The sequence below is a fragment of the Anoxybacillus sp. J5B_2022 genome (assembly GCF_026847645.1).
Lineage (GTDB): Bacteria > Bacillota > Bacilli > Bacillales > Anoxybacillaceae > Anoxybacteroides.
Map to the genome: position 1 here is coordinate 1 of NZ_JAPSMC010000037.1, position 22751 is coordinate 22751.

Here is a 22751-nt window from a genome sequence, read left to right on the forward strand (position 1 = left end):
ATCCCTACCCATCAGGACTTTTAACCATCAACGACAGTGGCTACGAACTAGAGGAGCATTCGTAGGTGTCATGACCCAACCAACGTAGTCCTCGAAAGACTTGGGGTAGTCAACTAGGACTTTTTACAAGCCCCCACTTCAAAAGCCCAAGGCTTTAAGTGGTGGGTAGTTGACACAATGGCAACTTATCTCGCTTGATTAAAACGTAGTATTGAACAGGCTCGTTTTCGTTTCGCAGCACATGAGCAACTGCCCAGCCTGCTTGAAACAACCGAGTAAATACTTCGCGCGTTTTGTAGCGCCAGTCTAATGCTAACTCATGATCTTTCTCTTTTAACTGCTGAAAGTAAAGCGGGATAGGGACGAACAAAACCGGTTGATCATAAAATGATTCCCACTCTTTTGCTAGAAAAACGGCCTCCGGTTCACCGTTTGCCCGCTCTTTCCAATCAAGCACTTCCGCTTCCGGTGATCGATGAATTTGTGAAAACATCCGATGCCGCTCCTCTAAATAAGCGCTGCCAATGTGCCATTCGACATAAAACCGGTCAGACGGCAATCGCTTATTGAGCGCATCGTTCATTTCCCCGTAACAATTTTCGATATACTCCGAACAAATGGCTCCAAGTTTGACGATGTTTAAATAGCCGTTGCGGCTCTCAAGCGGATCGTACGTCCAGCGAATGTTCCGGTACCCCGCCTTCATCGCTTCCTCCGCTTGTGCCTTTTTTAACATATACCCGATCCCGCGGTTGCGAAACGCTTCATCAATTCCGAGCATATGAGAACACAAATACACTTCGCCGTTTTTGTATCCCGGAAAGCTATAGACAAATCCGACCATTCTCTCGGCGACATATGCCCCGATCACGATTCCGCCGTTTTTCGCCACCGTTAACGTTTGGTGAATCGGAGTCGGGCTTGCTTTCCATACATGTTGTTCTAGCTGAGCCATTTTTTGCAGCTCTTCAATTGTATCAATTTTTCGTAGCAAAATGTCCAACGTTTTCCTCCCCTTGCGACTGTGCGTAGCGAAATGTTTCGATCACAGTCTTTGCCAATATTTCAATGCCGATCAGTAAATCTTCGCGGCGAAACGTCATCTGCGGATGATGCAATCCCGGCGTTAAATCGCAGCCGAGACCGAGCATCGTCGTTTTCAATGACGGCTTCATGACCGAATAAAAATGAAAATCTTCTCCTCCTGATGTCACAACGGGTGGAGCACATTTTTCTGCTCCAATCGTTTCCATAATCGCCCGTTCCATGATGTGCTGCGCCTCCGGATGCACTTGAGCTGCCACGATGCGAACACCTTGCTGCAAGGCAATCTCCGCCCCATAAATCATCGAAACGCCTTTTGCTACATTTTGTAAACGATCGACTAATTGCTCCATGACTTCATTCGTTTGTGCCCGCAAGTCAAGAGTAAAGGTTGCGTGTTCTGGAATGATGTTGGCGCTTTTCTCCCCCGCATGAAACCGCGTCATTTTAATCGATGCCGGCACTTGCGGATCGACGTGAATTTTTCCTAATTCTTGCACAAGCGCGCTGCCAACTTCAATGGTGTTGACGCCGAGATGCGGTCTGGCAGCATGTGCCGCCACTCCTTTAATTTCTCCTTCGATCAATTGAGCCGCTCCGTGTAAAATCGCCGGAGAAGCATAGCCGCTTCTTAATTCTTGAATCGGTCGCAAATGCACGCCATATAAAAAATCAACGTCATCGACGACTCCTTTTTCGATCATTTTCAATGCACCTGTTCCCGTTTCTTCCGCCGGTTGAAACAAAATTTTTAATTTTCCCGGCGGGCGATAACCAATGCGGTTGAACAATTTCACAACCCCTAATGCCATCGTCATATGGGCATCGTGGCCGCACGCATGGTTCGCTTTCCATTTTCCGTTCACTTCTTGCCAAAGGGCATCCATATCGGCACGTAAGGCAACAGTAAAAGAACCGCTTCCGATTTCGCCGACAACTCCGGTGCAATCGGAAAACGTCTGAACCCGATATCCTTCCTGAATTAATTGCTGTTTTAAAAACTCGGTTGTTTTGAATTCTTCCCAACTGATTTCGGGATGTTGATGAAGATGGTCAAACACTTCCAATAATTCTTTTTGTATACTCTCCAGCGCGTTTTTCATCATCTTTGGCGATTCCTTTCTTTTGTATAATAATAAGAATGTGGAGAAAATCGTTGTATCAAGACACTCCAATCCCCGTTACTCGATGTAGGGAGTTGGTTGCAGGAGACGTTGCAACCGTAAAACATCGAGCGTACATCCGTCTGTTGTGCGTGGAAGTCAAGTACTGCCTACAGACATGCCGAGCCACTCGGTAGCGATATAGACATGACCTGTGTCGTTGGGTAGTCGTCAACCTGCCCCTGATGCAACCCCAAGTCAAGGAAGGAGGACAAAGTCCGTTCGCACTTCTGGGGAGTTGCAGGCCCCCACTTCAAGCGTTAGCTAAGTGGGGGTAGTTGACTTTCTCTCTCCCCGTTATAATGGCATACAATAAATAGTTGTTGAATATATTATAATATTCAAAAAAATGTTTCAAGTAGTACAAAAACCTTTTGAGGTGCAAAATTGAATGGATACATGAAATGGCGTACAAACTGACAAACAGTTTGATACGCCATTTTGATTGTTACATCAAGGCTTTTATACAGTTACATTTGTTTCATCTATGTTCAATAACATATCTGTTTCTTTTCCCCATGTATTATCAAATACTAATTGTTGTAATTCTTTACGTGTTTCCCAGTTTTTCATTTCAAGTATCGGTCTTTCCGGATAATTTTCGGTATAACCGATGGAAATTAGGGCAACTGGATCAATATGATACGGGATTTGAAGAATTCTTCGAACATCCGCTTTTTTATAAAAGCTCACCCATCCCATTGCTAAACCTTCTGCATATGCCGCTAACCACATGTTTTGAATTGCACAACTAACAGACATAATATCTGTTTCAGGAATTGAATTTCTTCCTAATACATGATCACCACCCCGGAACGGATCACACGTTACACAGATCGTTAAAGGTGCTTCAGTAATGCCGGCTATTTTTAATTCAAGAAATTTCAAATCCCGATCTGTACCTTCATAATGAATGGCTAACGCACGCCGCTCCTTTTCTACAATTTGCGCTAATTGCTCCTTTATGTGATCTTCTGTTATTAAAATAAAATTCCAGGGCTGCATAAACCCAACGGAAGGTGCATGATGGGCTGCTAGCAATATATTTTTTAGTTTTTCTATAGGAATAGGATTTTTTAAAAACGTTCTAATATCTCGGCGATTATAAATCGCTTTATATACCCCCATTTTTTCTTCCTTTGAAAGACGATTCACAGTTTCCACCCCCTCTCATCACGTGAAATTTCCGATACTACTATACCAAAAGAACGACAAACGGTAAAACCTATAAGAAAAGCGCAAAGCGCCCTCCTATCGGCGAAGATCGCACAAGCCCCACCGAGGAGGCTGCGGCCGCAGTGTGGGGCGGAGCGCATCACACCGATGGCGCTTGGAGCTAGACAGCTCCCATCCTAACCGCGGGAGCCCAAAATTTATATTTTCTTATTCTTTTAAAAAACGACAGGTGCCTGTGTCACCTGTCATATTTTGTTTCAAGCTGAAAGCAAATTCTCTCTTCTCATGGCTCAAGTCACGAATGTCGGAGCGCTTTATTAATGAAACGTGTCTACCGTTACTGTCCAAAACTCAAACTTCTACCGTGAAGCCCAAGTTTTCATCATTTGGTTTATGACTTCTGAAAAAATGAGACCCATCGCAATCGCTCCAGAGATCATAAACGCTTTTGCCGCCAGCTGGATCGCCATATTGTAGTCGTTCACAACAACATGGCGCATCGCTTCATACGCCAATCCCCCCGGAACGAGCGGAATGATGCCGGAAACGCTAAAAATCGTCATCGGCGTTTTGTACATCCTTGCTAACACTTGGCTCACAACCGCCACAAAAAATGCGGCTACAAACGTTGCGAAGATAGAATCCATATCATATTGAACAAACAAAATATAAATGAACCAGCCGCTCATCCCAACAAGTCCACAATGCGCGAGCAATTTTTTCGGAACATTAAAAATGAGACCAAAGGCGGCCGAAGCAATGAAACTCGTTACAAGCTGCTCAATCAGCATATCTTCCTCTCCTAATACATCGCAAAAATAACAGCCATACCCGTTCCGATCGCAAACGCCGTTAAAAACGCTTCCGCTCCTTTTGACAGCCCCGCCACTAAATGCCCCGCCATCAAATCGCGCACGGCATTCGTGATTAACATTCCCGGCACTAACGGCATCACCGACCCGATAATAATTTTATCAATATCGTTGCCAACACCGATGGCAACGAGCAACATCGCTACAATTCCTGCGAGAAATGACGCAAAAAATTCGGCGAAAAATTTGAGTTTTACTAAACGATGGACGTAATCTAATCCGTAAAAGCCGATTCCTCCAGACACAAATGCAGGTAAAAAGTCGCTCCACTTTCCTTGAAACATAATGACAAAACAACCGCTCGCAATTGCTGATGCGGCAACTTGCATCCAAAACGGATAAGCCAGATTCTTTCCCTCCAGTTGCTTCAACCGTTCATGCGCTTCTGCAAGCGACAGCTCTCCGCTGCTGATTTGCCGGGAAATGCTGTTGACAATCGTTACCTTTTGCAAATCGGTCGATCGCTCAACGATGCGGATCAATTTCGCTGGTCCTGATCCGTCAATGGCAAAAATAATTCCCGTCGGCGTCACATAGCTATGCGAATGCGGCATGCCAAACGCCGCGGCAATTCGCATCATCGTGTCTTCCACGCGATACGTTTCCGCTCCGCTTTGCAACATAATTTTCCCCGCCAACAAACAAACATCGGCGACTTTATGGATTTCACCCATCAACCACTCTCTCCAATCCAATTGCTTCACAATTAGTATACCACGACAGAACATAAGAAAAAGCGGTTTGGCAAATTTATGTTGGGCAAATACCGATGTTTCTGAATATACTATGATGCATGCTTTCACGTGACAAGGAGGGCAACAACATGGAAAACGGCAAATCTCTTAAAATTGGCGATCGCTTTCCAGAAGTAACGGTCCATACGACGCTTGGTGCGAAAACGTTGCCGACAGATTATCGCGGCCGCTGGTTTATTTTATTTAGCCATCCTAGCGATTTCACACCTGTGTGCACGACCGAGTTTATCGCGTTTGAGCAATGGAAAGACTCGTTTCGTAAACTGAACACCGAGCTGATTGGCTTATCCGTCGACCAAGTGTTTTCTCATTTGAAATGGATCGAATGGATAAAGGAAAAAACGGGAGTCGAGATCACGTTTCCGGTCATTGCCGATCCATTAGGCAAGCTGGCCCGAACGTTAGGAATGATCGATCCGGATAAAGGAACGCGGCCTGTGCGAGGAGTATTCGTTGTGGATGAGAATGGGGTGATTAAACAAATGCTTTATTATCCGCAAGAAGTCGGGCGGAATATTGGGGAAATTTGGCGCTCGGTGCACGCGTTGCAAACGGCTCATCTGTACGGCGTCGCCACGCCGGAAAATTGGCCAAACAACCATCTCATCGGCAGCCATGTTATCGTTCCTCCTGCTGATACCGTTGCCAAAATAAAAGAACGATACGAACAACAAAAACAAGGACACGTGCAATGTTTAGATTGGTGGTTTTGTTACAAAAAGTTATGGTAGCGCCTCCGCTACCATAGCTCCCGAAAAATTTCCGAAAGGTTTAATTTCAGCTCCGGATATAAGAACGAAATCAATACATCTTGTTCCCCGAATACTTCTCTGTTTTTATACGAACCGTCCTCCCAGCCATATACTTCAATCGTTCGGTGGACAGGATCTACAACCCAATATTCTTTTACTTGAAACTGTTGATACAGGTTGTATTTTTCATTTCTGTCTTTTAACGCCGTGCTAGGAGATAGCACTTCAACCGTTAAATCAGGTGGGCCATCGCAACTTTTTTCGGTAATTTTCTGTTTGTCGCAAACAACGAAGAGATCTGGCTGCACGACATGTTTAGCGTTTTCGTAGTGAAAGCCTTCATCCAGCCTTACATCAAACGGAGCGAGAACGACCGCGCAGCCTTGATTTTGAAAAAACGGCCGTAAAGCCGCATACAATTCCCCGACAATAGCCTGATGAGTAAAAGAAGGCGAAGGGGCCATGCTGTAAGGAACGCCATCAATCAACTCCCATTGTCCATCCCACTCTACATAATTTTTATACGTATAGCTTTTATGCTGAAACTCTGGAGTTTTCATTTCGCTTCACTCCGTTTGTTTTTATTCATTATATCACAACGATGAATGGAAGAGCGATATGAATAGCGAACAGCTTTTCCACTGTTCGCTATTCACCCTACCCGCTCCGGATAAATGTGAGAATGTTGCTCTTTTAAATAATCGACAAAATGATCAACCATTTCCGCATCCCATTGCGTTCCTTTTCCGCCTAGCAAAATCGACACGGCTTTTTCGACGTTCATCCCTTTCCTGTACGTACGGTCGGACGTCATCGCATCAAACGCATCCGCCACCGCAATAATGCGACCGAACAACGGAATTTGTTCACCTTGTAAACCATCCGGATATCCTTTTCCATCGATTCTCTCATGATGCGAACGAATTCCTGGAAGCAAATCTTTCACTTCTTCGATCGGCTGCACTTGCCGTAAAATATTTTCACCAAGCACAGGATGTTTTTTGATCCACGCAAATTCTTCATTCGTTAACCTTCCATCTTTCAACAACACCGCATCTGGAATGCCAATTTTTCCGATGTCATGAAGAATGGCAGATTTATACAGTTTTTGCAGCTGCTCTTCCGGAAGGCGAAGGCGTTTACCGATCTCTAATGAGTAAGTAGCCACCCGGAGCGAATGGCCTGCCGTATACGCATCTCTCGCATCCAGAGCCGTCACCATGACGGTAATAAAGCTGTCAAGCAACTGTTTGTTTTTCTCTTCCCGCCCCAAAATCGCTTCCACCATATGGTTAAAGCCGTTTGTTAACTCAGAAAACTCGTCAATATAGACGTTATCGTAAATCATTTCAAACGATTCCACCTGAACGCCTTTCATACTTTTATACAACTCTTGAATGGGGCTTTCAATTTCCTTCGCTAAAATGTGCGCCGCAAAGAAAGAGAAGGCAACCGATATACATAACACCATAAATACCCAGCCAAAATCGGCGGTAGAAAGCGTCGTTTTGACTTCGCTTGCCAAAACGAATAGTATAATTGGAAACGTCCCGATAAATAAGACGCTTAATTGAAGTTGAAGCTTGATCGGCACATAGACGGCATTCGTCGCTCCAACTGCTTCTGTCCAACCATTTTGTCTTCCGATTTGAATGATTTCCCGGATGAGCGGTTTCATCGCCTGAACGGTAAGAAAAAATTCAAGTACCGCATGAAGGCTGGCGATTAAAAATGCGCCTAGCAGCGCGTATAGTATATAGACATAAGGAATATCCAACATCCTTTTGTAAATCAAGACTGTTGTCATGACAACGGCTGGGACTGACAGACCGAGAAAATGGGGAATGAAAATACGCCGAACCGTCAGAAGAGGAAACCGCTTCGCTTGCACGAGGGCGAAGTAAAATTGCTGTTCGCTGAAATGAGGGGAAAAAAACAGATTTCGAATCGGGGAAATATCTTTTTGAAAGGCACGGTATTCAAAGATAAACATAATAATTAACGAAAAAAATTGCACAAAAAGCAGTAAATATAAATCGCTTTTCATCACGTCAAGCGTCATTGTCATGAACGTACTTCCTACCCCAACAACGGCAATGAGCGAACCGATCATATAGTTTCTAAAAAGATAAAGCAATGTCCGTTTATACGTCGTCACCTGCATCAGCTCCTTTCTCTCTTTTCTTTATTATACCAGCTCCTTTACCCAGTAAGAAAGGGACTTGCTTCGTTTATCCAAATTTTCCTTATGATACATTAACATCAACTCGTCAAATTGAACATAAACAGAAAGATAAACAGAAAGACAAACAAAAAGGTCAAAACCGCACCGAGCACGATTTGGTTATGAGGATCGCGGTTTTCGTTTAACTTTTTGAGCAAGGAAACGACATTCAAAAACCATAGCACACCAACCAACGGTGTAACAAACAGCGACAAAAACAGCATAACGCCCCTCCCATATCAAAGCTGCCGAAACCTCACGAACAAGAGGTTTCGGCACTTCCTTTATTCCGGTTTAAACATAATATCATCTTTGCGCGCCACCCCGGTTTGATACGCCGCTTTAATGACCGCTTCGCGCACTCTTTCCGCTACTTTGCTGTTAAATACACTCGGGATAATATATGTTTCGCTTAACTCTTCGTCCGTCACGACCGAAGCGATCGCTTGCGCTGCTGCTAGCTTCATCTCCTCGTTAATCTCAATCGCCCGGCAATCGAGCGCCCCGCGGAAAATGCCAGGAAAGCAAAGGACGTTGTTAATTTGGTTCGGATAATCAGACCGGCCTGTCGCCATGACGCGGACGTACGGTTCCGCCAACTCTGGATCAATTTCTGGAACAGGGTTAGCCATCGCAAAAACGATCGGGTCTTTCGCCATGCTCTGCACATCTTCCACCTTCAAAATTCCCGGCGCCGATACACCGATAAACACATCCGCTCCTTTAATGACATCGGAAAGCGTGCCGCTTATATTTTCCGGATTCGTTAATTGCGCATATTCGTTCCAATACGGATTATCGTATTCCACCCCGCGATGAATCGCCCCATGGCGATCGACGCCGATAATATTTTTCACACCGGCCGCCAACAAAATTTTCGTACACGCAATTCCAGCGGCGCCGATCCCTGTTAACACAACTTTAATATCTTCAATCTTTTTGTCGACGATTTTTAACGCATTTAAAAGGCCAGCGAGCAAAACAACTGCCGTCCCATGTTGGTCATCGTGAAAAACAGGAATGTCCAATTCTTGTTTTAACCGCTCTTCAATTTCAAAGCAACGCGGAGCCGAAATATCTTCTAAGTTAATGCCACCAAACGCCGGCGCAATTGCCTTGACAATTTGAATAATTTCTTCTGTATCCTTTGTATCTAAGCAAATCGGAAACGCATCGACACCTGCCAACTGCTTAAACAGCATCGCTTTCCCTTCCATTACAGGCATTGCGGCATGCGGCCCGATATCCCCTAATCCTAGCACAGCTGTTCCATCGGAGACGACCGCCACCGTATTCCGCTTAATCGTTAACGAATACGCTTTGTTCGGATCTTCGGCAATGGCTGTACATACACGCGCCACTCCCGGAGTATAAACGCGCGATAAATCGTCACGTGTTTTGATCGGAATTTTCGATGTCACTTCAATTTTTCCGCCGATGTGCATCAAGAAAGTACGATCGGATACATTAATAACTTTCACTCCATGTGTTTTTCGCAGCGTATCCACAACTAAATCGGAATGTTTGGAATCCAACACACTAACAGTAATATCGCGAACCGTATGTGTTTTACTGGAAGAAATCACGTCGATTCCAACAATATCTCCTCCCGCCTGGCCGATCGCTGTTGCGATATCTCCAAACGACACTAACTGTTTCGCAAACTGAAGACGGATTGTAATATGCATGCTCGCCCCGCTTGGTATTGCCATATTGTATCTACCTCTCTTTCAATCTTTTGCTGTTAGTCAAGGAACAAACGTTTCATTGTTAAATGGTTGTTCTGCCAGTATGGCCAGGCGAGCTGACTTGTCCTACCGCTTTGGGCAATGCAAGATATAGCCATTATACAAATTCACAGCTGACTGTGGCTAGTATTTTCATCATATCTCCTTTAAATTTGCTTCATTTGCTGTAATTCCTGCTGAGTGGAAAAGAAACATCTATCAATCAATTTTACCCCCTACCTATGTGTGGGAACAACCGATTATTCACTGTTACTTTCGTAAAAAAAGCAGCCGTTAAAGTATGACTGCTTTAGCAATGACGCTCTAAATGTACTTTCAAAGTATCTTACTAAATATTCACTTTTACTTGTAATGACGGTGACCATTGTATCTGGCTGCATTTATGCTGAATGATAAAGCGCGCCAAGGTCTGTTCATAGTTTTTCTACCCCAGCCAGCAAAACTGTTTGGGCATTCACGTGCATACACAAACAATCAATTCTTTTCAGGAAATTTTTTTCATCGGCTCTCGGCAGGTGCACTGTCAGTTGTTGATACATCTTTTCCGTTTTCAATCCTAGACATTGTTTTTTGAGCCACTCCTGTCGTTCTGGGAAAGATCCGCTGAAACAATTTTTCCGATCACGTTCAGCCACTAATTTACCTACAACCTCCAATCGAATTTAGTCAGACATTTAACAAAAATTCATCTAAAGGCTTTTTAACATCACTACACCTATAACAATAAGAGCAATACCGATCGCTTTCATTACATGCATTGGTTCATGGAAAAGAAACATGCCAATAATCGAAATGAGTACTATGCCCAATCCAGACCAAATGGCATAAGCAATCGATACATCCATTCCTTTTAATGCTAACGCCAATGAACTAAAACTAATTCCGTAGCATACGATCATACTGAACGTCGGAAATAGTTTTGTTAATCCATCCGACCATTTCATCGCGGTTGTTCCGGCTACTTCAAATAAAATAGCAACCGTTAAAAATAACCAATGCATATGTATCACCGTCCATGTGAAAAAAAACGATCGGGATAATCTGTCATTATCGTTTTCACTCGCTGTTTGGCAACTTTTGTGAACAATTGAGCATCGTTAATCGTATACACACATATGTCCATATATTTGCTCATTTCTTGTCCATATGGGGTGAATAAAAAGGTTGGATCTCCATGAATTTCTTCTGCTTGAATCGATTGGGCTACATGATTGACTCCTCTTTTCTCCCCTTCTACTAAAACAGCAAGCGGAATAGTATTGCTCAATTGTCTTAAATGAACAAGGCTTGATGGACGAAAAGATGAAAGAACAATGCGATGTGGCATGGTATATGCATCTAATAATTTTAACACTTTTTCTTCTAAATTCGGATAATGAATCGTATCATTTTTCAGCTCAATGTTTAATGTAATCGCTCGCTTTTGTTCACTTGCCCAGTCCAGCACTTCAACTAAAGCGGGAATACGTTCACCAGCAAACCGCTCATCAAACCAGCTCCCTGCATCGAAACAGCGAAGTTGACGATATAAAAAATCTTTCACATAACCAATTCCGTCCGTCGTTCTCTCAATACGCTCGTCGTGAATGACAACGAGTTCACCGTCTTTCGTCATTTGTACATCAAGTTCGATCCCGTCTACCCCAAGCTCATACGCTTGTTGAAAAGCGATCATCGTATTTTCTGGATACTTCCCGCTAAATCCGCGATGAGCATAAATATTCATTCATCATCCCTCCGTTGTTTAAATGAAGAGAGAACGAACGTTACCGCCCGTTCCCCCATTTTTTTATCGTTTACGCGCCATTTCTAATTCACGATTTGTTTCGGCAACTGCTCGATCCAATGCTTCTTTCGGGTCAACACCTTGATACAAACTTTCCATCGCACTAACGACACGTTGGCGAGACTGTGGAAAAACAGAAATCAGTGCTCCTTGCGTTGCTGGCGTTGCTTTCGTTTCTTTTAACTGATTCACTGTGACTTTTAATTGAGGATATTTTTTCCATTGTTCTTTCACAAGTGGTAAATCGTAAGCAGCTGGATTAATGGCAAAATACCCTGTTTTGACATGCCATTTCGCTTGTACTTCCGGAGTTGTGAGATATTTCATAAATTCCCATGCTGCTTTTTTCTGTGCCTCATCTGCATCTTTTATCATCCATAGCGAAGCGCCACCAATGATGACTCCTTGCCGTTCGACGCCATCTGGAATTGGCAAATACGATACTCCTACTTCAAACGGTGCACTGTCAACAATTGTACGCACTCCAGCCGAAGAATCTAAGTACATGGCTATTTTCCCGGATTGGAAAGCCGCACGCATATCATCCCAGTTTTGACCGACATTATAAAACATTCCTTCTTTATACATATCTTGAATTAATTTAAAAACACGCAATCCTTCTTCGCTATTAAACACAGCTTTTGTCGCTTCACCTTTTCTGCCGTTCTCTTCATTTACATACAATCCACCTTGTACGGCTAACATCTGCTCAAAAAACCATCCGTAATTTAAAATCGAAAAACCATAATTTCCGTTTTTCGTTAATTTTCGTGCTGCTTCTTTTAACTCGCTATACGTCATTGGCGGTTTTTCTGGATCTAATCCCGCTTTTTTAAACGCATCTTTATTGTAAATAAGCACTGGGGTCGATGAGTTAAACGGCATCGAATAAATCGTTCCGTTCACCGTATAGTAATTCACGATATTTTTCTCCCACTGCGAAACGTCATAATGATCTTGATCAATAAACGTTTGCACTGGCTCAATTTTTCCACTATCAATCATATATTTCGTTCCAACTTCGAACGTCTGCATAATCGTTGGCGCATCTTTCGTGCCGGCTACCGCATTAAATTTTGTCAACGCCTCTTCATACGTTCCTTGGAACACTGGTTTAACTTCGATCGTCGATTGTGATGCGTTAAAATCATGAACAATTTCATTTAGTACTTTTCCTAAATCTCCTTCCATCGCATGCCAAAATACAACTTCTGTTTTCCCTTTTTGCGTTTTGCCTTCAGAAGAAGGTTGCGCGCTTGCTTGTTCAGTTTTTTCGCTGCTGCAACCAACTAACAAAAACAGCAAACTAAATAATAATGAAAGCTTTTTCATTTCCTATTCTCCCCCTTTATTTAATCGCTCCTTGCATAAGCCCTTTTTGCAGTTGTTTTTGACCAATAAACAATAACAACAACGTCGGCATAATTACAATCACAACCGCAGCCATCACCACCCCCCATTCTGTCGCCATTTCTTGTGTTTGCATTTGCTTTAACCCAATTTGCACGGTTCGCACTTTTTCGTCATTCGTCACAAGAAGCGGCCATAAATACATGTTCCATGTCGTTAAAAAGCTGTATACGCCAAGTGTTGCTAAACTTGTTTTCGAAAGCGGCAGAACGACATACCAAAAAAAGCGAAAATGGCGAACCCCCGATACTTGGGCAGCTTCATACAATTCAAATGGGATCGTTTTAAAATGTTGCCTTAGCAAAAAAATACCGAATGCGAGAGCGAAAAACGGGACAGTCAAACCGAGATAACTATTTGTCCACCCAAATTTTTGAATGGTCAAAAAGTTCGGTATGACCGTTGCCTCCCACGGAATAAGCATCGTGGCAATTGTCATAAAAAATAGAACATCCCGCCCCCAAAATCGCAAAAATACAAAAGCGTATGCAGCTAAACTCGAAACAAGGAGCTGTCCAATCATAACGATGAACGATACGATAAAACTGTTCCATAAATAGCGAAGCAACGGCACCTTTTCAAAAGCGGTCACATAATTTTGGAGCGACCATTCATCGGGCCATAAAACTCCTTGAAGCAACTGTGCACCACTTAAAAAGCTAATAATGAATGCATAACCGATTGGAAACATTACAATAACGGCGCCAATCACTAGCAATATGTAAGTCACCATCGAACGAAAGATGCTCATTGGTAATGCACCTTCCTTTCAACAACGGCAAATTGTACGATCGTTACAAGAAGAACAATGAAAAATAAGACGACCGCTTGAGCGCTCGCGAAACCAAAATTATAATTAATAAACGCTTCGCGATAAATGGAATATACAATAACTGTTGTTGCATTCATTGGCCCGCCTTTTGTTAAAATGTCAATTTGACCAAACGTCTGAAAAGCGTGAATAAGTGATACCGTTGTTACAAAAAAGAGCGTAGGCGACAAAAGCGGAATCGTAATGCGCCTCAATTGGTACATGTAGCTCACTCCAGCAATTTTCGCATTTTCATATAAAGACGAATCAATGTTTTGCAATCCTCCAAGCAAAATAAGAAACGCAAAGCCAATATTCATCCATACCGTTGCCACAGCAACTGCAATAAGCGCTGTGTCTGGATTAAGCAACCATTGTCGTTCTTCCCCCCCTAATGCTGTAATGATTCGATTAATGACACCTATTGCTGGATTGTACATAAACATCCAAATGACCGACGATGCGGCTACGCTCATCCCTAACGTTGATGAAAACAATGTACGAAACAATTGAATTCCTTTGACTTTTTCATTGGCTAGTAGCGCTAAGCTAAGCGCAATAATAATGGTTGGGGGGACTGTATATAAAACAAACAATAATGTCGCCTTCACGCTTTGTTGAAAATTGACATCTTCCAGTAAATAACGGAAGTGTTCCAACCCAACAAAGTTTGTTGGGTTCCCTTGAAAGTCGGTCATATGTACACTTAAATAACCGGTTCGCACCATCGGATAAAAAACGAAAATTGCAAAGAGAAGGAAAGATGGAAAAATATATAACATCCCCTCAAAATTTTGTTTCACGGAACGAAACATAATCGTCACCTACTCCCACATATAACCTTTCACCAGCTTCGTTAAAAAATAGCACATGTTGTTCATCAATCGTGACAGGCACTTCGTCACCTACGCGAACCGAACATTGTCCGTTCCAACGAGCAATCCAATGCTCCTTTTTCGTTAATGCAAACGTGATGAGCGTTTCTGTCCCAAGTCGCTCGACATTCACAACTTTGACAGTAAAATACGGATCATTTTTGTTTGCCAAACGAATATGTTCTGGACGTACACCGATTGTAATGTTTTTTGTTTCAAGCGGAAACCGATGGGCTAGTCGCATAATCCTTTCTCGATTAAAAATTAGTGATTGTTCTAACACATCTGCTTTTGTCATGTTCATTGCCGGCGAGCCGATGAACGATGCGACAAATATATTCGCAGGATGATTGTATACATCAAGCGGTTCACCGATTTGCTGGACACGTCCACCATCCATCACCATGATGCGATCAGCCATCGTCATCGCTTCCATTTGGTCATGCGTAACATAAATCATTGTAATGCCTAGCTGCTGTTGCAATTGGCGAATTTCGAAACGCATTTTCGCACGCAATTTCGCATCTAAATTAGATAACGGTTCATCCATTAAACAAATCGGCGTTTGGGCAACGATTGCACGCGCCAAGGCAACACGCTGACGCTGACCGCCCGATAACTGACGAGGCTTATGTTTTAAATAGTCTGTTAATCCAAGCATCTCGGCTGCTTCCATACATCGTTTTTTTCGCTCTTGCTTCGATATTTTTTTCGTATGTAAGCCGAACGTAATATTTTCCTCAACGGTTAAATGGGGGTATAGTGCATAATTTTGAAACACCATTGACAAGTTGCGTTCGCTCGGCGGAACATCGTTCATTTCTTTTCCATTGATCCGCAAACTTCCCGACGTAATCGGCTCAAGTCCGGCGATCATTCTCAACAACGTGCTTTTGCCGCATCCAGACGGCCCGACAAGCACAAAAAACTCCCCTTTTTCAATTCGTACATTTACATCATCAACGACAAACGTCTTTCCGTCGTATGATTTTCCTATTTGAACTAACTCAATCATATAATCCCTCTTTCTGAACCGTTTTCCATAATGTCGGATTTCCTGTTGACACCGCGATCGCCCCGCTTTGCAGCGCCTGTGTAATATGGTGGCGATGTTGAACGAGTCCACCTGTAATAATCGGAATGTTTGTGCGCTGAACAAGGTTAGCAACCATCTCCGGTACGATCCCTGGCATCACTTCCAATGCATCGGGAGTGATTTCAGAAACTTGTTTTAGTCCATTCTCCACCGCATCTGTATCGACTAAAAACAAGCGTTGAATCGTCCAAAGCCCTTCTTTTTTTGCCAGTTGCACGAGTGTACTTTTTGTTGTGACAATCCCGTGCGGACGAACAAACTTTGCGAGAAACTGCAATCCTTCCTTGTCATAGCTAATGCCAGGAATTTTTTCCACATGGATAAACACGTAACGCCCATTTTCTTTTAGTACATCTACATACCGTTTGACAACGCTAATCGTTCCTGTCTGCAAAAACGCCGTTTTCCATTTCGTCAGCAAAAATTGTTCAATATGCTTTGGCTGCTTAATGGCCGCAATAAGCCGATCTTGTAAAAACAACGCCATTCATACCTCCTTTAAAAACAAAAAGAAACCGAGAACACACATAGAGAAAAAATGCTCTACGCTGTCTTCACGGTTTCTCATCATCTCCACCTTCAACTATTCACTTCTTTGTTACACATGTTACCAACTGTTTGTTAAAAGAGTATAAACGATATATTTATTTATTTTTAAATATTTGTAAAATGACGTTTACAAATCAACTGATCGACATCTTGTATCAACTACTTCACATCGTCGTAAGGAGGCGTCAGCTGCAACATTTTTCGCAACATGAAACATGTCAAGCTCTTCTTCCTAGCTTCCTTGTCGGCTCGTACGACGAATACAATAAAGCTTCAATGATTTGTCAATTGTATATCGTTTTGATCGTCGCATTGTTTTGGATGCAATGAACAAGTGCAAGAGACAAAGCAAGAAATCGAAGGATATGTCAAAAAAATGACTGAAAACGGACAGTAGTTTTTTTCATTTTATATCCGGATCATTACTCTCCACGTTATATCTCAGCTTGTGTTGAGATGAAAATGGAAACAAAAAATTGGAAATTCTTTATAGTACATTTATTGATCTTGTATAGTATAAACAGTGATAATGATCATTTAATTATAATTATTATAAAAAAGTATGAGTTTTAAAAATGGAGCAAGTACAAAATTATTTACCGCGCATTGGCGATCCGGTGTCAAAATTTGAAGCTTTAACTATGGACAAATTTCACTGGACGATTATAAAGGATCATGGCTGATTTCACACCAGTGTGCACAACAGAGTTTATGGCGTTCCAAGCAGTTTATCCTGAATTGGAAAAGCTTCCTATAGTATAATATGTTGAGAATCAACATGGAAGGAGACGAAATAAACTTTGAATGCAAAAAATGAGCTATTTTCCATAGAAGAAATCGAGCATTTCGTAAACAATCATCATTTAGCATTTTTATATATCTCAAAAACAAATTGTAGTGTTTGTCATGCATTGTTACCAAAAGTGCAAAAAATTATGGAGGAATTTCCAAAGATTCAAATGGCCTTTGTCAACGTCGATAATGTCCCGGACATAGCAGGGCACCTTTCCATATTTACCGCACCTGTTTTGATTTTATATGTCGATGGAAAAGAAGTTTTACGAGAGGCAAGGTTTGTTCATGTTGAACAGTTTAAAAAGAAAGTGGAAAAAATTTATTTTTTAACGAAGTAACTGTAAACAATACAAGCCTTTATGTGTTTTTGTCCACCATCTGGAGTTTTATCATTGTCATTAATTTTATTATGAACCCATCAACCTTCTTTAATATAAGCAAAATAAATGATTATAATATTAATGATAATTATTATGAATAATGACTGGAGGGAACGCATTGGATCAATTATTGCACGTGTTTGTCAAAGTGGCAGAAAAGAAAAATTTTACTCGCGCTGCCGAAGAATTGCACATGACACAGCCGGCGGTGAGCCAGCATGTCCAAACATTGGAGCGCCTAATGGGAACAAAATTGCTAGAGCGAAACAACAAATACGTAAAACTTAATAAAGCTGGAGAAATTGTTTACCATCACGCGAAAGAAATATTAGGGCTTTATACTCGCATGAACCATTTGATCGATGACTTAATGAACCGCGCTAGCGGAGCGCTGTCCATCGGCGCCAGCTATACTTACGGCGAGTATATCCTTCCCCATATTATGGCCGAGCTGCATAAACAGTACCCGTTAATTAAACCGGCCATCACCATCGGAAATTCGAATGAAATTGTAGAAATGGTGAGCAACCATCAATTGGATGTCGGGATTATCGAAATGGACATTGAGATGAAAGATGTTTATATCGAGCCTTTTGCCGAAGATCAAATGTTTATTATCGCTTCTGCTAACCACCCGTATGCAAAAAAGAAAAGGGTGTCTATTGATGATCTTCGCAGCGAAACATGGATCGTTCGCGAAACGGGGTCTGGAACAAGGAAAGCAACCGACAAATTGTTTTCAAAATATAACTTTTTCCCGCACGATATCATGGAATTTGGCAGTACACAGCTGATTAAAGAAGCGGTGGAAGCCGGTTTAGGCATTACATTCCTTTCGCAATGGACAGTAAAAAAAGAACTTTCTTTCGGGACATTGAAACTGATAAATATTGATGACCATCCTTTTTTTCGCCAATTTTCCTTTATCACTCAAAAAACCCCGTTTTATACAAAAGCGATGGAAGTGTTTTTGGACATTTTACGGAAGCATAGAACTTCGGCAAACAGCTTGGCAAAGCAATAATTGTGCTCGATTCGATAAGAGCGTCAAAAAGAGGCAAATGGTTGGCTAAAGTTACGACTTATATCCTATTATTTAGAAATTGTATTTCACACTCTTCCTTTCTGTAAAAAACATAACCATACGGATTGCGAGTCGGCAAGCGAATCGCTTGCCGACTACGGCAGAAAAGCTAGGAATAGAGCGATCTCAACTGATTTTTATTACTTAATCAACACGCCTGTAAAACTTTCGATCTTTCCGCTTAGTTAAGCAATGAAGAAAGATAGAAACGATAATAAAACAGATGTAATGGACATGGCGATTAAAGGGCGCAAAGCTTTTGTTCGTAAATCGCGAAGACTAATATTCAAGCCGAGGCCGACCATAGCTGATGTCAAAATAAATGATGTGAAATAAGAAATGCCGTTTAATGCACTTTTTGAAATAGGAATCGCTTTTCCGAGAACGTAGCTGCCAAACAAGCTCATAAGAATAAAGCCAATCAAAAACCATGGAAATTCCACTTTCGTGTCTCCCGACTCCTGGCTGGCATTTTTTCGGCTCATCCAATACATTAATATAAAACTGAGCGGCACAAGCAAAAGAACTCTTCCTAACTTCGCCAGCAAGGCAAGGGCCAACGCATCCTGCCCTGCCGGAGCACCAGCTAATGCAACGTGCGCAATTTCGTGCAAACTAATTCCGCTCCAAATTCCGTAATGCAAATCAGAACCGGGCAAAAATGGCCGAATAATCGTATAAGTTATAGAAAAAATAGTACCGACAAACGCTATAATCCCTGCAGATATGGCCGTGTCATCATCTTTGGTTTTTAAAATCGGAGAAACAGCAGCAATAGCAGCCGCTCCGCATACACCTGTTCCAATTCCGAGCAATAACGATAACGAAGAATTTGCTTTTAATATTTTTCCAAGCCAAACCGTCACAAAAATAGAAAAAACAATGACAGCCACATCGCGGACGAGAAGGCCTAGTCCTTGATGGATCACGACATCAATATTAAGCTTTAAGCCAAATAGGATAATGGCAAATCTTAATAAACGTTTCGTAGAAAATTGAATGCCGGGCCGAATCGCTTCTGGATATCCAAAAATTTGCCGATACACGACTGCGATCAAAATCGCGCACGCGAGCGGCCCTAAATGGTCAAGCCCTGGTATTGCCGCTAGCGCAAAGCCAATTGCCGCGATCGCAAAAGTAAAGGCAACACCTCCTAGCCAAAGCCCTTTGGAACTTCCACGTGGAGAAGGGCTTTTTAAAGAGCTTATGTTTTCGTTTCCCATAGATGTTACACCTCTTTTTTACTAAGCTGTAGTCCGAAAAGCAGAACTAGCGCTGAATTTATTTTTATAAGTGCTCCTTAAGAATACCTCGATTTCTTTAATAAGTGAAATAACGATTTTGGATAATAATCATAAGTAAAACATATGGTAAAAGCACAAATCGTTTCATGCAACTGGTTTCTTGACTACTAAAACAGGGATGTGCGTGCGATTTAATACGCCGAGAGTGACGAGGACGGAACAACCAACCGCTTCACAGATAAATGTATTTGTCTGGAAGCGGTGTTATTCGGTCACCCGACAGTCGAAAAATACTGATTACTCCATAAAAGACGAAAACGTTAAAGTTCCAAACTGCATCCATATATATAGCATGCAGCTGATGAACTTGGAAAAGAGCTTTCGAGATACTTTTTTCGTTTCGGAAGCGGACGAGTATTTCCTTGTCGCAAACGAAAATGATCCTGCTTCATCTAAGAAAATATGAGTGGCCATAATTTATGAGGAAAGATGGTCAAAAGAAAAACACCCTTGTCATTCAAAGGTGTTTTTCAAACCAAAACCGACCGATTCATCCCCACTTACTCGACGCTTCAAAGTGTGAGTCTTCTCGACCGCTATGATAAAATGATCAAAAATTCAACTGCGTTTTTGCTGGCAGTTTTTCGACAAATGTCTGTGCCAGCTATCGCACGTACGTTGGCAAACGCTATCTATTGTTTAATAATCCCTAATATAAGTGAGACTGTCTCAAAAGGTCGTCTTTCTTCAAGGAAGATACAATATATAGTTTTACGAAAGTGTTTCGCGCGTATATATAGTGATAAAAAAGGGTGCCCCGTTACTTTTGGGACCCCCTCATTTTTTATTAAAAAAATATAATATGTTTTATCATTTTTAACATTTGTTTATACCATATAATCGATGTTTAAAAGCAGCGTATATACCTTGATGTTCTAACATATTTCAATCGTTTTTAAAAACAGACCGAGTAATATACCAGAAAGCACGCCGGCGACACTTCCCTTGATAACGAAACGGGACAAATTCATAACTCAGTCTCCTTTTTCAATATACTGTAGATGAGCAATTTCAGCAAAAAAGAAAACATGAACGATCACTTCGTTCCTGTACATATTGATTGACGTGACCGCGCCCCCTTGAATCGGATCGAGGATAAACTGGTCGTGCCATCGTCCTCCGATGATTTCTTTGGCTGCTTTCACAATCGCTTCACCGATACGCGGATGTAGCTGTCCTGTTTCCATATTCGCTAAAGCTGCTGCTTTTTTGACGATCGCCATCGCTTGAATGAGCTCACGATGCAGACGATATCCGATAATCGGGAAATTTTCCACCGCCCGCATCGTCTGAATGCCGTAATAAGCGCCATATGGAATTTCTTTTTCGCCGAGAAAATCTTGTTCGATTCGAACCGCTTTCGTTTGCATCATTTATGCGTCCCAACTTTCTTCTTGTTTTGGCGTGATGTCATTAGCGATTGGTGTTTCCATGATTTTTTTAATGTCAAGCAAGTTCGCTGTTTTCCCTAACGCCCACATCAGCTTTGGCACGATCGCTTCCGTATTCATATCGCCTGATAAAATGACCGTATTTTGCGCCACTTTCCGCCCAACTTCATATAATGTTAAATCTTCTCCTTCTTCTAAACATTGCGTCGTAATGACAACTGCCATTCCATCATCAATGAGCTCTTTTATTTTTGGCAACAAATTTCGCCCTTGAAACGGTACACCGCCGCTACCAAAGCTTTCGATGATCACACCGCGATATAAATGGCGAATGTAATCGAATATTTCCGGCTTCGTGCCTGGATGAAGTTTTAATAAAAACACATCGGGGCAAAGCGACGGATCAAATTGTAGCTGCTCATGCGTCGTTTCTAGCTCGTATTGATAGTCGATGCGGTCTTTATGAATATAAGCGACGTACGGATGGTTAATGCTTTCAAACGCGTCGTAACTTTTCGTCCGCATTTTTACCGCTCTTGTGCCTAAAATGACCCGTCCATCGAATACGACAAAAACGCCGCCGATGTTTTCACAAGCAAAACGAAGGGCATCGCGTATATTTTTTTTCGCATCCGTTTTTTCAAAGCCGATCGGCACTTGCGAACCGGTCAACACGATTGGTTTATTGACATATTGCAACATATATGACAACGCCGCTGCCGTATACGCCATCGTATCCGTCCCATGCGTGACGACGAAACCGTCATATTTGTCGTAGTTTTTATAAATCGCCTCGGCAATCTCGCGCCAATGCTCCGGCTGCATATTCGTGCTGTCGATGTTCATTAAAATTTGGCTATCTAACTGATACGGCCCGTTTTCCTTTGCAATGTAGCTTGTCAGCTGCTCCGCCGTCAGCTTCGGTGTTAATCCTTCTTCGCTCGGTACTGATGCAATCGTGCCACCTGTTGCTAATAACAAAATGTTTTTCATCATCGTCACCTCGTGGTGATAAATTCGAACAATCTATTGTATTTTGTGTGTGATGTAGTGTACATTATAAATAAAGTTGTTCGCGATTCGCGAACCTATGTTTCAATTATATTCAGAAAAAAAGAAAATAACAAGAGTTTTTATTCGTTTCGCGAACATTTTGCGATGAACGTGAGAGGGAGAGAAAACGATGATTGCAAAACGATTGTCAGAGTTAAGAAAAAAGAAAAAATGGTCATTGCAATATATCGCAGATCAATTAAACATCGCCAAAAGCACGTACGCCGGTTATGAATCAGGCTATCGCCAGCCGTCGTTAGAAGCTGTAAAAGAGCTTGCCACGTTATTTGGCACGTCGACCGATTACTTGCTTGGCGTCGTCGATGACGAACAACAAACGATTGAACTAACGAACACATCGTTTCCGATTACCGTCGACGGTGAGCGTTTAACGGAAGACGAAATTCATCAACTCATTGCCTTCATTCGCGTCAAACGGGAGATGGCAAAAAAATAGGCGTTTCTTCCGTAGAGAGGAAACGC

At 42.2% G+C, this 22751-nt stretch carries 23 protein-coding genes and 1 pseudogene; 4 read left to right on the forward strand and 20 right to left on the reverse strand.

Annotated elements, in window-relative coordinates; translation table 11 throughout:
• Positions 1-154: 154 nt before the first annotated feature.
• The 5 genes from M4I42_RS10940 to M4I42_RS10960 all read right to left on the reverse strand — a co-directional run bounded on the left by M4I42_RS10940 (position 155) and on the right by M4I42_RS10960 (position 4929).
• Positions 155-1003: a GNAT family N-acetyltransferase gene (locus M4I42_RS10940; protein ID WP_268852203.1), complete on the reverse strand. Its 849-nt coding sequence runs from the start codon at positions 1001-1003 to the stop codon at positions 155-157.
• Positions 978-2147 (reverse strand): M20 peptidase aminoacylase family protein, encoded by a 1170-nt coding sequence (locus M4I42_RS10945; protein ID WP_268852231.1) that lies wholly within the window; start codon positions 2145-2147, stop codon positions 978-980. The genes M4I42_RS10940 and M4I42_RS10945 overlap by 26 nt, the downstream gene beginning before the upstream one ends.
• Positions 2148-2669: 522 nt before the next feature.
• Positions 2670-3362 (reverse strand): 5,6-dimethylbenzimidazole synthase, encoded by a 693-nt coding sequence (gene bluB / locus M4I42_RS10950; RefSeq protein WP_268852204.1) that lies wholly within the window; start codon positions 3360-3362, stop codon positions 2670-2672.
• A gap of 380 nt (positions 3363-3742) precedes the next feature.
• A complete protein-coding gene (locus M4I42_RS10955) occupies positions 3743-4174 on the reverse strand; it encodes a threonine/serine exporter family protein (protein WP_268852205.1) in 432 nt (143 codons plus the stop codon).
• Between the two features lie 11 nt (positions 4175-4185).
• Positions 4186-4929 carry a threonine/serine exporter family protein gene (locus tag M4I42_RS10960; RefSeq protein WP_268852206.1) on the reverse strand — a complete coding sequence of 248 codons (744 nt, stop codon included), beginning with the start codon at positions 4927-4929 and terminating at the stop codon, positions 4186-4188.
• A gap of 149 nt (positions 4930-5078) precedes the next feature.
• On the opposite strand from M4I42_RS10960, the gene M4I42_RS10965 reads away from it, so the two are divergent.
• Positions 5079-5741: a peroxiredoxin gene (locus M4I42_RS10965; RefSeq protein ID WP_268852207.1), complete on the forward strand. Its 663-nt coding sequence runs from the start codon at positions 5079-5081 to the stop codon at positions 5739-5741.
• Positions 5742-5749: 8 nt separating this feature from the next.
• Here M4I42_RS10965 and M4I42_RS10970 read toward each other — a convergent pair whose 3' ends face one another.
• The 12 genes from M4I42_RS10970 to M4I42_RS11025 all read right to left on the reverse strand — a co-directional run bounded on the left by M4I42_RS10970 (position 5750) and on the right by M4I42_RS11025 (position 16199).
• Positions 5750-6322: a Uma2 family endonuclease gene (locus M4I42_RS10970; protein ID WP_268852208.1), complete on the reverse strand. Its 573-nt coding sequence runs from the start codon at positions 6320-6322 to the stop codon at positions 5750-5752.
• Between the two features lie 92 nt (positions 6323-6414).
• Entirely contained in the window at positions 6415-7920 is a 1506-nt protein-coding gene (locus M4I42_RS10975) for an HD-GYP domain-containing protein (RefSeq protein ID WP_183255543.1), read from the reverse strand.
• A gap of 104 nt (positions 7921-8024) precedes the next feature.
• Positions 8025-8210, reverse strand: coding sequence for a hypothetical protein (locus tag M4I42_RS10980; RefSeq protein WP_183255540.1), 186 nt, complete (start codon positions 8208-8210; stop codon positions 8025-8027).
• Between the two features lie 60 nt (positions 8211-8270).
• A complete protein-coding gene (locus M4I42_RS10985) occupies positions 8271-9698 on the reverse strand; it encodes an NAD-dependent malic enzyme (protein ID WP_268852209.1) in 1428 nt (475 codons plus the stop codon).
• Positions 9699-10147: 449 nt separating this feature from the next.
• Positions 10148-10369 (reverse strand): hypothetical protein, encoded by a 222-nt coding sequence (locus M4I42_RS10990; RefSeq protein ID WP_268852210.1) that lies wholly within the window; start codon positions 10367-10369, stop codon positions 10148-10150.
• Positions 10370-10423: 54 nt separating this feature from the next.
• Positions 10424-10735 carry a DMT family transporter gene (locus tag M4I42_RS10995; protein WP_268852211.1) on the reverse strand — a complete coding sequence of 104 codons (312 nt, stop codon included), beginning with the start codon at positions 10733-10735 and terminating at the stop codon, positions 10424-10426.
• Between the two features lie 5 nt (positions 10736-10740).
• Complete coding sequence (locus M4I42_RS11000; RefSeq protein WP_268852212.1) at positions 10741-11460, reverse strand: glycerophosphodiester phosphodiesterase; 720 nt, start codon at positions 11458-11460, stop codon at positions 10741-10743.
• A 63-nt stretch (positions 11461-11523) separates the two neighbouring features.
• Positions 11524-12852 (reverse strand): ABC transporter substrate-binding protein, encoded by a 1329-nt coding sequence (locus tag M4I42_RS11005; RefSeq protein ID WP_268852213.1) that lies wholly within the window; start codon positions 12850-12852, stop codon positions 11524-11526.
• Between the two features lie 16 nt (positions 12853-12868).
• Complete coding sequence (locus M4I42_RS11010; protein ID WP_268852214.1) at positions 12869-13681, reverse strand: carbohydrate ABC transporter permease; 813 nt, start codon at positions 13679-13681, stop codon at positions 12869-12871.
• Complete coding sequence (locus M4I42_RS11015; protein ID WP_268852215.1) at positions 13678-14556, reverse strand: carbohydrate ABC transporter permease; 879 nt, start codon at positions 14554-14556, stop codon at positions 13678-13680. The genes M4I42_RS11010 and M4I42_RS11015 overlap by 4 nt, the downstream gene beginning before the upstream one ends.
• Positions 14528-15631: an ABC transporter ATP-binding protein gene (locus M4I42_RS11020; RefSeq protein ID WP_268852216.1), complete on the reverse strand. Its 1104-nt coding sequence runs from the start codon at positions 15629-15631 to the stop codon at positions 14528-14530. Before M4I42_RS11020 ends, M4I42_RS11015 begins: the two co-directional genes overlap by 29 nt.
• On the reverse strand, positions 15624-16199 hold the full coding sequence (locus tag M4I42_RS11025; RefSeq protein WP_268852217.1) for a glycerol-3-phosphate responsive antiterminator: 576 nt from the start codon (positions 16197-16199) through the stop codon (positions 15624-15626). The genes M4I42_RS11020 and M4I42_RS11025 overlap by 8 nt, the downstream gene beginning before the upstream one ends.
• A gap of 862 nt (positions 16200-17061) precedes the next feature.
• Here M4I42_RS11025 and M4I42_RS11030 point away from each other — a divergent pair.
• Both M4I42_RS11030 and M4I42_RS11035 read left to right on the forward strand, forming a co-directional pair.
• Positions 17062-17394, forward strand: a complete 333-nt coding sequence (locus M4I42_RS11030; RefSeq protein WP_268852218.1) for a thioredoxin family protein — start codon at positions 17062-17064, stop codon at positions 17392-17394.
• A gap of 160 nt (positions 17395-17554) precedes the next feature.
• A complete protein-coding gene (locus M4I42_RS11035) occupies positions 17555-18460 on the forward strand; it encodes a LysR family transcriptional regulator (protein WP_268852219.1) in 906 nt (301 codons plus the stop codon).
• Between the two features lie 245 nt (positions 18461-18705).
• Here the strand turns inward: M4I42_RS11035 and M4I42_RS11040 are convergent, their stop codons facing one another.
• From M4I42_RS11040 to M4I42_RS11050, 3 genes and pseudogenes are all read right to left on the reverse strand, one after another.
• Entirely contained in the window at positions 18706-19743 is a 1038-nt protein-coding gene (locus M4I42_RS11040) for a YeiH family protein (RefSeq protein WP_268852220.1), read from the reverse strand.
• A 1109-nt stretch (positions 19744-20852) separates the two neighbouring features.
• Positions 20853-21197: pseudogene (locus M4I42_RS11045) on the reverse strand (lyase family protein); the annotation flags it as partial.
• Complete coding sequence (locus M4I42_RS11050) at positions 21198-22208, reverse strand: asparaginase (protein ID WP_268852232.1); 1011 nt, start codon at positions 22206-22208, stop codon at positions 21198-21200.
• A 190-nt stretch (positions 22209-22398) separates the two neighbouring features.
• Here M4I42_RS11050 and M4I42_RS11055 point away from each other — a divergent pair, with 190 nt between their 5' ends.
• Positions 22399-22725, forward strand: coding sequence for a helix-turn-helix domain-containing protein (locus M4I42_RS11055; protein WP_268852221.1), 327 nt, complete (start codon positions 22399-22401; stop codon positions 22723-22725).
• Positions 22726-22751: the final 26 nt, after the last annotated feature.

What these genes read in the sequence shown, in the direction of transcription:
- M4I42_RS10945 (WP_268852231.1), bottom strand. Translation starts at nt 2,147, where the DNA reads ATGAAAAACGCGCTGGAGAGTATACAAAAAGAATTATTGGAAGTGTTT.
- M4I42_RS10955 (WP_268852205.1), bottom strand. Translation starts at nt 4,174, where the DNA reads ATGCTGATTGAGCAGCTTGTAACGAGTTTCATTGCTTCGGCCGCCTTT.
- M4I42_RS10960 (WP_268852206.1), bottom strand. Translation starts at nt 4,929, where the DNA reads ATGGGTGAAATCCATAAAGTCGCCGATGTTTGTTTGTTGGCGGGGAAA.
- M4I42_RS10965 (WP_268852207.1), top strand. Translation starts at nt 5,079, where the DNA reads ATGGAAAACGGCAAATCTCTTAAAATTGGCGATCGCTTTCCAGAAGTA.
- M4I42_RS10970 (WP_268852208.1), bottom strand. Translation starts at nt 6,322, where the DNA reads ATGAAAACTCCAGAGTTTCAGCATAAAAGCTATACGTATAAAAATTAT.
- M4I42_RS10980 (WP_183255540.1), bottom strand. Translation starts at nt 8,210, where the DNA reads ATGCTGTTTTTGTCGCTGTTTGTTACACCGTTGGTTGGTGTGCTATGG.
- M4I42_RS10985 (WP_268852209.1), bottom strand. Translation starts at nt 9,698, where the DNA reads ATGGCAATACCAAGCGGGGCGAGCATGCATATTACAATCCGTCTTCAG.
- M4I42_RS10995 (WP_268852211.1), bottom strand. Translation starts at nt 10,735, where the DNA reads ATGCATTGGTTATTTTTAACGGTTGCTATTTTATTTGAAGTAGCCGGA.
- M4I42_RS11000 (WP_268852212.1), bottom strand. Translation starts at nt 11,460, where the DNA reads ATGAATATTTATGCTCATCGCGGATTTAGCGGGAAGTATCCAGAAAAT.
- M4I42_RS11005 (WP_268852213.1), bottom strand. Translation starts at nt 12,852, where the DNA reads ATGAAAAAGCTTTCATTATTATTTAGTTTGCTGTTTTTGTTAGTTGGT.
- M4I42_RS11010 (WP_268852214.1), bottom strand. Translation starts at nt 13,681, where the DNA reads ATGAGCATCTTTCGTTCGATGGTGACTTACATATTGCTAGTGATTGGC.
- M4I42_RS11015 (WP_268852215.1), bottom strand. Translation starts at nt 14,556, where the DNA reads ATGTTTCGTTCCGTGAAACAAAATTTTGAGGGGATGTTATATATTTTT.
- M4I42_RS11020 (WP_268852216.1), bottom strand. Translation starts at nt 15,631, where the DNA reads ATGATTGAGTTAGTTCAAATAGGAAAATCATACGACGGAAAGACGTTT.
- M4I42_RS11025 (WP_268852217.1), bottom strand. Translation starts at nt 16,199, where the DNA reads ATGGCGTTGTTTTTACAAGATCGGCTTATTGCGGCCATTAAGCAGCCA.
- M4I42_RS11040 (WP_268852220.1), bottom strand. Translation starts at nt 19,743, where the DNA reads ATGGGAAACGAAAACATAAGCTCTTTAAAAAGCCCTTCTCCACGTGGA.
- M4I42_RS11050 (WP_268852232.1), bottom strand. Translation starts at nt 22,208, where the DNA reads ATGAAAAACATTTTGTTATTAGCAACAGGTGGCACGATTGCATCAGTA.
- M4I42_RS11055 (WP_268852221.1), top strand. Translation starts at nt 22,399, where the DNA reads ATGATTGCAAAACGATTGTCAGAGTTAAGAAAAAAGAAAAAATGGTCA.